This is a genomic window from Synechococcus sp. H55.2 (assembly GCF_047462495.1).
In the GTDB taxonomy this organism is placed as follows: Bacteria; Cyanobacteriota; Cyanobacteriia; order Thermostichales; family Thermostichaceae; genus Thermostichus.
Window position 1 is genome coordinate 13,940 of record NZ_JANSJH010000032.1, and the last position, 9,063, is coordinate 23,002.

Here is a 9,063-nt window from a genome sequence, read left to right on the forward strand (position 1 = left end):
GCAGGGATCCCTTTTCCTGGAGGGCGGCCAACTGTTGGCCGATGCGCTCGTTGTTTTCCGCCAAAACCAGTACCATGGCCGCGCAGGCCAGATGGACTCCGGCCCGAAATTCCGCCGAAGACTTGTACTGGATCAGCGCCTCGCTATCCCCCTCCCGCGGGCTCAAGATGAGCTGAACCGACTTCTGGGCCAGGTCTTTTAGTTCCCGTTCCGTTAAACCCAGTTGCACCGCTTTTGCCCTCCCTGCTGGCCGACAAACAACCCTCGATCCCGTCCGGATCGCTGCTTTGGTTATCCTACCGCGGAACCTGACCGGATCCCAGGTGAGCGAGCCTTGACAACTCTTGACAGCTCTAGAAGGAGATAGAAAATGCCAGCTAGTATAGGTGCAGCATGCCTTGGCCGGCGGGCCGACAGCCGCTTGGAGAGTTCAAGTCTGTGGGTCGGCGCCGCCCAAAAGGCGTCTGCTTCTTTTGGCATTTGTCTTTGTCCTGCGTTCCGTTCAGAGAGGAAAACTTGTCCGTAGAGCGTCCACTTGACCGCTTTCCCCGCAAGCAGCGTGCAGAGCTGCCGGCCATCAACGAGCGCATCCGCTTCCCCAAAATCCGCCTCATCGATACCGACGGCACCCAGTTGGGGATCATGAGCCCGCGCGAAGCCCTGCGCCTGGCCGAAGAAAAAGACCTAGACCTGGTCTTGGTGAGCGACAAAGCGGATCCCCCCGTCTGCCGCATCATGGACTACGGCAAGTTCAAGTTTGAGAAGGAGAAAAAAGAGCGGGAGGCCCGCAAAAAACAACACACTGCCGAGATCAAGGAAGTGAAGTTTCGCTACAACATCGGCGAGCACGACTACCACGTGCGCCTGCGCAGCGCCCAACAGTTCTTGGGGGATGGAGACAAGGTGAAAGCCACGGTGATGTTTCGCGGTCGCGAGGCCCAGCACGCCGAGTTGGGGGAAGAACTGCTGCAGCGCTTGTTCAAAGACCTAGAAGGCGTAGCGGAAATGCAGCAGCCTCCCCAAAAGGAAGGGCGCAACATCACGATGATCCTCTCCCCGAAAAAATCCACCTGAGGAGGGATCCCGCCATGCCTCTTGCTGTTGGGGATCCCGCGCCGGAGTTCACCTTGCCCGATGCCGAGGGCAACTTGATCAGCTTGAGCCAGTTGCGGGGCCGGCGGGTGGTGCTCTATTTTTACCCGCGGGACAACACCCCCGGCTGCACCCAAGAAGCCTGTGGCTTTCGGGATGCCTACGCCGAGTATCAGGCCCAGGGGATCCACATCTTGGGGGTGAGCGCCGACGATGCCCGTTCCCACCAAAAATTTGCCCAGAAGCTGCAACTGCCTTTTCCGCTGTTGGTGGACGAGGGGGCCAAGGTGGCCACCGCCTACGGCGTCTATGGCCCGAAAAAGTTCATGGGCAAAGTCTATAACGGCATCCACCGCACCACCTTTGTCATCGATCCGGAGGGGAAGATCGAGGCCGTCATCACCAAGGTCAAAGTGGAGACCCACGCGGCGGAGCTGCTCCAGCAGTTGACCGGCTCCTAGTCTCTCCATTGGTGGGTGCAGGGGGAGCAGCCCTGTCGGCAAAGGTGCCGAGATTAGGACAAGAAGAGAGCGGGCAGGGGATATAACGATACAAAGTGCCGGTATGGATTCCCCTGGCGCCGTGTCCCGACGCAGCCGTACCACCAAGTCGATTCACGACAGCTACCAAGTTTTGGGTTTGGCTGGCCAAGGTCAGTATGGGCGCGTGTTTTGCGCCCGGCCCCGCCAAGGGGGGGAGCTGGTGGCCCTCAAGGAGCTGCCGGCGGAGCGTTTCCCCACCCCCAACCTGCTGCGGGAGCTGCGCTACTTGCTGACGTTGAACCACCCCAATATCACCCGCTGCTACGCCCTCGAACATGCCCGCGAGGGGCGGTATTTGGTGTTGGAGTACTGCGAGGGGGGCACCCTGCGGGAGCTGATCGACCAGGTGGAGCGGGGGCTGTGGCTGCCGGTCAAGCAGGTTTTGGGCTTTGTGGATCAGATCTTGGCCGGGCTGGATCATGCCCATCGCCAGGGGGTGATCCACTGCGATGTGAAGCCGGAGAACATTTTGCTCAAGCCCACACCCCAGGGCTGGCAACTGAAGCTGACGGACTTTGGCATCGCCCGCCACCCCCAACCTGCCCCCGGCGAGATCGCCGCCACCGGCTCGCCGGCCTACATGGCGCCAGAGCGGTTCTACGGCCAGTTTGGCCCCGCTTCTGACCTCTACGCGGTGGGGATCATCCTCCTGGAGCTGTTGACGGGTCAGCGGCCCTTTTCCGGCTCCCCCAGCCAGTTGATGCACGCCCACCTCAACCAGCCGTTTGTCTGCCCAGAAGGGATCCCGGCCCCGCTGCAGGAACTGCTGGAGATCACGTTGCGCAAATTGCCCTTGCGGCGGTTTCGCACGGCGGCGCAGATGCGCTCAGCTCTGGCGGTGTTTGCTCAGGAGTGGCAGGAGCCGGCCAGTTGTTGGGTTGGCCCGCACCTGTCCAGGCGATCCCCCCCCGGCCTGCAGGTCTGGGATCTGCCGGATCCGGGTTTTGTGGGCGGTGGCGGGATGGAGTCCCCGCCTGAGCAAAAGTTCTACATCTGCGAGGATCCCAGTGGCTGCCGTTCCCCGCTGCTGTTGCGAGTGACCTCCCAGAAGCTGGAGTGGCTGGAGCTGCAGACCCTTGCCTCAGGAGCGCCGCCTCTGGCCTGTTTCTCCTTGGCCGAACCGTTGCGGCAAGTGCTGCCTTTGCCGAGCTTCCCGGAGGCTTTGGCTTTTTCCAAAAGCAGCCTTTTGCACCTGAGTCCCGCGCGCATCCGTACCCTGCTGAGTTTTGCGGAGGATTGGCAGGCCACCTGGCTGGCAAAGCGGCAGGAGTTGGTCTGGGCCACCGCCCAAGAGCTGGGGGCTGTGCAGTGGCAGCCGACCGGGCCCCAGCCTTTCCCCGATTCCCATCGCTACTTTCGTTGGCCTGGCCCGCAGCCGGCTGGGACGGGATCCCTGCCCCGCTTGCTGGCCCTCTCGGATTATCTGGTTTTGCTGACCGGTGCGGGGCGGCAGTGGGTGCAGATGAGCCTTGTGCCTTATCCCACCGGCTTGCCTTTGCAGCCGGGATCCCAGCCGCTGCGCTATCGCCTACCCCTGGATCCCCAAGGGATGGCGGTCAGCCTGGGGGAACGGCTGCTCTTTGCGGCCCAGCAGGGTTGCTGCCCCTACCTCGACTCGGTACAGGTGAATCCGCTGCGGGTGCGCCGCTGGTTTTTGAGAGGGTGGCCTGTCCAGATGGTCCAAGCCCCTTGGGGTCTGCTGCTGCTGTGTCGGGAGGGAGAAGAGTTCTCGTCCCTCTGGCTGTACGGCGAAGGGGGGGATCCCTTGGCCCAGGTGGCCGTGCCCGTCGGATCTGAAGTGTTGCAGGTGGGGCAAAAGGGGCTGGTCTGGCTGCAGGTGCTGACAGCCGGGCAGTCACAGCGCTTCCAGCTTTGGCAATTGGATCTCAACCAGTTGCCTGTGGATGGCCATACTGCCGAGGTGATCCCCTTGGAGTGAACGACTCCCGACACTCATCTTCGTTGAGTAAACACAATTCACCAATACAGTGCCGGGCTTCCCGCCGATTAAGCTAAAGACAGGACAGCCAACCCGGCACAAGGAAAATTCTTAAAAAAATTCTTGAGGTCGTCTTTTAGATCGTATTTTGGCCTCGGCCTGCCCAACTCCCGACGGTAGTGAGTTTTGTATTGCGCTGATCGTGTTGATGTTGTTGTGGAGGACGTCTTGCCATGGGTCAACATCTGCCAGAACCCTCTGCCCTGGGGGAGGATCCCAGCTTGTTGGTGGAGCGGCTGCGACGCAAAGAGGGCCGTTGGCTGGATTGGGCCAAGGCCTGCCAAAGCTTGCAGCAACAGAAAATGACTCCCCAGGCCATCTTTGAGGCGACTGGGCTTGAGCCCGCCCAGCAAAATCAGATCATCGTCGCCGCCCAGGTTTACGAGGGGATGGCCAAAGCCGGCGCCAGCCCGGCGGTTCTGGAGCATTTTGCCCACCGAGGCAGCGATATCCTCTACGAGCTGCGCATCCTCTCGCCACAGGATCGGGTTCGGGTGGCGGAATTCGTCCTCAACCGCCATTTGAATGTCGATGAAGCTCATGAGATCGCCCGTGCCGTGAAAAATTACGCCCAACTGCAACGGCTTCCGGACGGGTTTACGGATCACCCCGGCGATGCGGTGGCCTATCAAGCCTGGAGAACGGCCCAGCAAACCCGCGATCTGCAGGAGCGCACTCGGGCTATCGGTCGAGCGTTTCGGTATGTCCATAGCGATACAGCCCGCCAGCAGGTGGAGCAGCTCCTATCCACGGTTGCTGCCAGCTCCCGACCCCAACGCAGCGTTTTGCCCAAGCTGTCTGTGTTTCGCCTGGAAGAAGATCTGCCGCGCCTGCTGCCGGTGGCCGGATCCCTGCCCCTGGCGACCGACATCTGGGAACAGATCCCTGCCGGCGAGCCCCAAGGGCCTTTTGGCTGGGTCACCAGCCCGGCGGAGCAGACTTGGATGGCCTTGCCCGCTTGGCCGGTGATGCAAAAGGCCGGGGATCCGGTCGTCCTACCAGTAGAAAACGGGCTGCTGGGATCCCTGTTGGGCTTGCCGGTAGCCCCTGAGGAAGAACGGGATCCGGTCTTGCTGGTGGTGGATCGCGCTGTTCGGGTTTGGGAAGGAACGGCGGGATTTTTCCTGCTGGATCGGGCTGGACTGGTGGCAGTGGAGTGGATTGAGGATTCACCCTCCTCTCCCCTGTTGGGCCAGGTGCTGCTGGCCGTGCGCCCACCGCGGGTTTTCGATGAGGAGCTGGCTCAGGATCCCTGGCAGTTGGAAGAATAGGCCATCGCAGTGGCCTAGTTGAGCAGAGCCAAGTTATCCCGATGCACAGCGGTATCGACCCCCTCGTAGCCCAGAATGTGAGGGATCTCGGCAGTTTTTTTGCCCTTGATCTGCCGCAGTTCTGCGGCGCTGTAGTTCACCAGACCCCGTGCCACCTCCTGACCGCTGGGATCGCACAGGCGCACGGCGGCCCCCGCCTCAAATTCCCCAGAAACGGCCGTGATCCCTGCCGGCAGCAGCGAACGTCCTTGCTGGCACACCGCCCGTACCGCCCCCTCATCCAAAGTCAAAGATCCCTCGGGGATGAGGCCATAGGCAATCCATCGCTTGCGGGCGCTGGCGGGCTGGGGAGCCGGATCAAAGCGGGTGCCGATGGCCTCGCCGGCCAGAATGGCCGGGATCTGCTCAGGCCGTTTGCCGTTGGTGATCACCACCGTGACGCCTGCGGCTGTAGCAATTTGAGCAGCGGTTAGCTTGGTGGCCATGCCGCCGGTGCCCCAGCCGCTTTTTCCCTGGGCTTCGGCCTTCACCTGGAGAGGGATCCCGGGCAACACCCGCTCGATGGGCTCAGCAGACGGATCCCGGTTGGGGTCAGCCGAATAGAGCTTGTCCACATCGGTGAGCAAGATGAGCCACTTGGCCTGCACCATGCTGGCCACCAACGCCGAAAGCGAGTCGTTGTCGCCGAATTTCAGCTCCTCCACTGCCACGGTGTCGTTTTCGTTGACGATGGGGATAACCCCCATCTGCAGCAGTTGGGCAAACGTGCGATTGGCGTTCACGTAGCGGCTGCGCTCCACCAGATCGCCGCGGGTGAGCAAAACTTGGGCAATCGGCTGGTTGAGAGCCGAGAAGAGGTCATCGTAAAGGCGGATCAGCCGTCCCTGCCCCACCGCAGCCACCGCCTGCTTTTCGGCAATGGCCGTCGGTCGTTGCCGCCAGCCCAGGCGAGCACAACCTACCCCCACCGCTCCGGAGGAGACCAAGATCACCGCGTACCCCTGCCTGCGCAAGTGGGTTAGTACCTCCACCAGCGGCCCCAGCACCGAAAGGCGCAACAGGCCGGTTTGCGTGTCCGTCAGGCTGGAGGTGCCGATCTTCACCACCACCGTCACGTCTGTTGTTGCCATCCCCCTCCTCAACCCATCCCTATCTCACCATAGCGGAGGGCCATCGCTTGCCCTCAGAGTCACCACAGGCGAGAATAAAAACAGTCGAGAAAGCCATCCTCAAGCTCATCTTTCTGTCTGCCTGTGAATCCTGTTCGCACCCTCGCCGCCACCAAAGCGACCTTTTTCAGCGCCTACCCTCGCCCGATCAACGCCGTCTATCGGCGGGTGGTGGAAGAGTTGCTGGTGGAGCTGCACCTGACCACCGTCAACAGTGCCTTCACCTACGACCCGTTTTTTGCTTTGGGGCTGGTCACCCTCTACGACGGGCTGATGGAAGCTTACCACCCCCCTGAACAGCGAGAGGCCATTTTCAACGCCCTCTGTAAGGCTCTCCACCTCAAGCCGGAGGTGTTGCGCAAGAATGCCTGCGATCTGCTCGAGTTGATGCGCAGCGGGGATCCACGCCAAAGACTGGATCTCCTTTGTCTCAAACCGGGGGCGGAAGATGTGGGCGGGTTGAAAGCCATTTTGGAGCGCATGACCCAGCCTCCCTATGCCTACAGCCGGGTTTTGGCGGTTGGCCTTTACACAGCCTATGAAGTTGTAGCCAAGTCCCTTTTCAAAGAACCGGAAGAGCGCACCCGTCGCTTTTTGGAGGATGTGGTGGGCAAGCTGCCCTTCTCGGCAGAGCGGGTGAAAAAAGATCTGGAGCTCTACCGCAGCAGCTTGGATCGCATGAAGCAGGCGCGGGCCATTGTCGAAGAAATGGTGAAAGCCGCCCGACGCCAGCAGGAACGTCGCCAATCGACCGCCTCTTTGCCCGAGACTTCCGTTGCCGATCCCAAAGAACCCAGCAGCTAAGCCAAGTAGCCAGCCCAGGCTTCCACCACCTCGGGGGAACCGTACCAGCGCCGCCCACCTCGACCCGAATGGTAACAGTTGGGCAGGGTTAGGTTGACAGCCCCCTGTAAGTGGGCAGCCTGGATGGGGGTAATGCCGTCGCCCCACAGCTCTCCTTGGCCGGCGGTGAGCCAATAGCTGTTGTAGGCCAGCCAAGCCAGATAATGCTCTTGCCGCCACAGGGATCCCAGCTTCAACCTCTGCCCTTGGATGGCCTTGCCCGCCACACACACGTATTTGATCTGCGGCCAAAAGGCCCCCGGATAGTGGGTGTTGACAAAGTCCAAATTGCGCCTTGTCCAGCGCTCGCGGCTGGTGTGAGGGGATCCGAGGCTGATCAAGGTCGAGACGTGCTCCCGCCCCTGCCACACCTGTCCCCCATAGGGCACGGATCCCAGGTAGATGCGGGCAATCCAGCCGCCGGCGGAGTGGGCCACCAGGTTAACCCGCTCAACCCCAAACTCGGCCTGGGTGCGCCGAATGGTGGCCTGCAGAGCCCGTAAGATGGGCGTGACGGGCCTTCCCCCCAGTGTGGGAAACCAACTGCGCACCTGCAACGGCACCACCCGCGCCGCATAGCCGCGGGCCTCCAGCGCTTGGCGCAAAGGCTCGTATTCCGCCGCGCCCGCCAGATAACCGGGCAGGATCACCAGGGGAGCCATGGGCTAGCGGGGATACCAAAACATGCCTTTGATCCCCTCGGGGTCGGGGGTAAAGCCCAGCCGTTCGTAAAAGCTGACCACCCCCTGATCGGCAAAAAGGGTGATGTTGCTGATGTCTTGGGCGCGCAGCTCGTGGATTACCTTTTCCATCAGCCGCCTGCCCAGACCCCTGCCCTGGAAATCGGGATGCACCACCACATCCCAGATGGTGGCATTGAAGGCATGGTCAGATGTCGCGCGGGCAAAGCCGATGAGGCGACGATAGCTGCCCCGCTGCAGCCACATCGACACCACCAAGAAGCTGTGCTGCAGGGCTTTTTTCACTTTGTGCATGGGGCGACGCGACCAACCCACTGCATCGCAGAGTTCCTCCAGCTCGTACAGATCCAAGTTGGGATCCAAGCTGAAGAGGATAGTCTCCCCTCGGACCACTACTGTTTCCTGGCGACGGTCGGCCTTGGCTGTTTGCGCCGGCTCTTTGGTTGTAGCAGCCCCTGTTGACCCGAACAGGCCCTTCCAAAAGCTCATGTGAATCGCTGCGGAGTGAAAGCCCACCGCTGGGTTTGGGTGAGCGTGTCCCCAGTATAGCCAGGATCGGCAGCGAAAATGGCCGATCTGCCTAGGTGCTTCCGCGCAGGTTTGGGACGAGCCTTTGTTGGAGACTGAGAATGGAAAGTCTGGGCAAACCTATGGCTCCTCCCGGCACTGGCACCCTCGTCAATGCCCTGGCCATCCTGGTGGGCAGCGGCCTCGGCTGGGGCATGGGCAGCCGCCTGCCCGAACGCATGAGCCAAACCCTCTTGCAAGCGATGGGAGCCCTGGTGTTGGTCTTGGGGATCCAAATGGCTCTGACCCTCAGCAGTGCCGCCCAAACGCTAACGGTTTTGGTGGCCCTGGTGTCAGGAGCGGTGCTGGGGGAGTGGATCGACATCGAGGCCGCCTTCGAGCGGGTTGGCCAGGCCCTGGAGAAGCAGGTAAGCCGCCGGCTGGGTCCCAGCCCCATTACCCGCGCCTTTGTTGCCACCAGCATTCTGTTTGTGGTCGGCCCCATGACGTTGCTGGGATCCATCCGGGATGGCTTAGGGGATCCCTCGCTGTTGTTGGTGAAAGCGGCGTTGGATGGGATCGCCACCCTCGCCTTCGCCGCCAGCCTGGGCTGGGGCACCCTATTTTCGGCGCTGCCGGTGCTCTTGGTGCAGGGGGGAGTGGCCTTGTTGGCGCGGCAGTTGCAGCCGCTGTTGCGCCCAGACCTGATGGCGGCCCTAGAGGCCACCGGTGGGATCCTGATCTTGAGCATTGGCCTGAACCTGCTCGGCCTGGCCCGCCTGCGGGTGGCCAACCTGCTACCGGCTCTGTTGATCGTGGAGCTGCTGGTGGGGTTTTTCCCCGTTTGGGATCTCCGTTTCTAGTTTTCCCGGTCGGCGCTATTCCTACGCAACGCTGTCGCGAACGCGCCGCTCTAACTCCCCTCTCCCTGAGGGAGAG

10 protein-coding genes are annotated in these 9,063 nt (G+C 61.8%); 6 read left to right on the plus strand and 4 right to left on the minus strand.

Annotation, left to right across the window (positions count from 1 at the left end; translation table 11 throughout):
* Window positions 1-229 (minus strand): hypothetical protein (locus tag NW844_RS05825; RefSeq protein WP_414334266.1); only part of this gene is annotated, 229 nt, incomplete at its 3' end.
* A 287-nt stretch (window positions 230-516) separates the two neighbouring features.
* Between NW844_RS05825 and infC the strand changes: the two genes are divergently transcribed.
* The 4 genes from infC to raf1 all read left to right on the plus strand — a co-directional run bounded on the left by infC (window position 517) and on the right by raf1 (window position 4,904).
* A complete protein-coding gene (gene infC, locus NW844_RS05830; protein ID WP_414334268.1) occupies window positions 517-1,074 on the plus strand; it encodes a translation initiation factor IF-3 in 558 nt (185 codons plus the stop codon).
* 14 nt (window positions 1,075-1,088) lie between these two features.
* Window positions 1,089-1,553 (plus strand): thioredoxin-dependent thiol peroxidase, encoded by a 465-nt coding sequence (bcp, locus tag NW844_RS05835; protein ID WP_414334270.1) that lies wholly within the window; start codon window positions 1,089-1,091, stop codon window positions 1,551-1,553.
* A 103-nt stretch (window positions 1,554-1,656) separates the two neighbouring features.
* Window positions 1,657-3,573 carry a serine/threonine-protein kinase gene (locus tag NW844_RS05840; RefSeq protein ID WP_414334272.1) on the plus strand — a complete coding sequence of 639 codons (1,917 nt, stop codon included), beginning with the start codon at window positions 1,657-1,659 and terminating at the stop codon, window positions 3,571-3,573.
* Window positions 3,574-3,806: 233 nt separating this feature from the next.
* Window positions 3,807-4,904 (plus strand): RuBisCO accumulation factor 1, encoded by a 1,098-nt coding sequence (gene raf1 / locus NW844_RS05845; RefSeq protein WP_414334273.1) that lies wholly within the window; start codon window positions 3,807-3,809, stop codon window positions 4,902-4,904.
* Between the two features lie 14 nt (window positions 4,905-4,918).
* Here raf1 and proB read toward each other — a convergent pair whose 3' ends face one another.
* Window positions 4,919-6,034, minus strand: coding sequence for a glutamate 5-kinase (proB, locus tag NW844_RS05850; RefSeq protein WP_414334274.1), 1,116 nt, complete (start codon window positions 6,032-6,034; stop codon window positions 4,919-4,921).
* Window positions 6,035-6,157: 123 nt separating this feature from the next.
* On the opposite strand from proB, the gene psb29 reads away from it, so the two are divergent.
* Window positions 6,158-6,877, plus strand: a complete 720-nt coding sequence (psb29, locus tag NW844_RS05855; RefSeq protein ID WP_414334276.1) for a photosystem II biogenesis protein Psp29 — start codon at window positions 6,158-6,160, stop codon at window positions 6,875-6,877.
* Here the strand turns inward: psb29 and NW844_RS05860 are convergent.
* Together NW844_RS05860 and NW844_RS05865 are read right to left on the minus strand one after the other, a co-directional pair.
* Entirely contained in the window at window positions 6,874-7,578 is a 705-nt protein-coding gene (locus tag NW844_RS05860; RefSeq protein ID WP_414334277.1) for an esterase/lipase family protein, read from the minus strand. The two genes, psb29 and NW844_RS05860, sit on opposite strands and share 4 nt — an antisense overlap.
* 3 nt (window positions 7,579-7,581) lie before the next feature.
* Window positions 7,582-8,106: a GNAT family N-acetyltransferase gene (locus NW844_RS05865; RefSeq protein ID WP_414334279.1), complete on the minus strand. Its 525-nt coding sequence runs from the start codon at window positions 8,104-8,106 to the stop codon at window positions 7,582-7,584.
* A 161-nt stretch (window positions 8,107-8,267) separates the two neighbouring features.
* Here NW844_RS05865 and NW844_RS05870 point away from each other — a divergent pair, with 161 nt between their 5' ends.
* Window positions 8,268-8,987: a DUF554 domain-containing protein gene (locus NW844_RS05870; RefSeq protein WP_414334281.1), complete on the plus strand. Its 720-nt coding sequence runs from the start codon at window positions 8,268-8,270 to the stop codon at window positions 8,985-8,987.
* The last annotated feature ends 76 nt before the right edge of the window (window positions 8,988-9,063 follow it).

Bases quoted from the DNA above. Each gene is read 5' to 3' on its own strand.
- bcp (WP_414334270.1), top strand. From the start codon at position 1,089: ATGCCTCTTGCTGTTGGGGATCCCGCGCCGGAGTTCACCTTGCCCGAT.
- NW844_RS05840 (WP_414334272.1), top strand. From the start codon at position 1,657: ATGGATTCCCCTGGCGCCGTGTCCCGACGCAGCCGTACCACCAAGTCG.
- raf1 (WP_414334273.1), top strand. From the start codon at position 3,807: ATGGGTCAACATCTGCCAGAACCCTCTGCCCTGGGGGAGGATCCCAGC.
- proB (WP_414334274.1), bottom strand. From the start codon at position 6,034: ATGGCAACAACAGACGTGACGGTGGTGGTGAAGATCGGCACCTCCAGC.
- NW844_RS05860 (WP_414334277.1), bottom strand. From the start codon at position 7,578: ATGGCTCCCCTGGTGATCCTGCCCGGTTATCTGGCGGGCGCGGCGGAA.
- NW844_RS05865 (WP_414334279.1), bottom strand. From the start codon at position 8,106: ATGAGCTTTTGGAAGGGCCTGTTCGGGTCAACAGGGGCTGCTACAACC.
- NW844_RS05870 (WP_414334281.1), top strand. From the start codon at position 8,268: ATGGCTCCTCCCGGCACTGGCACCCTCGTCAATGCCCTGGCCATCCTG.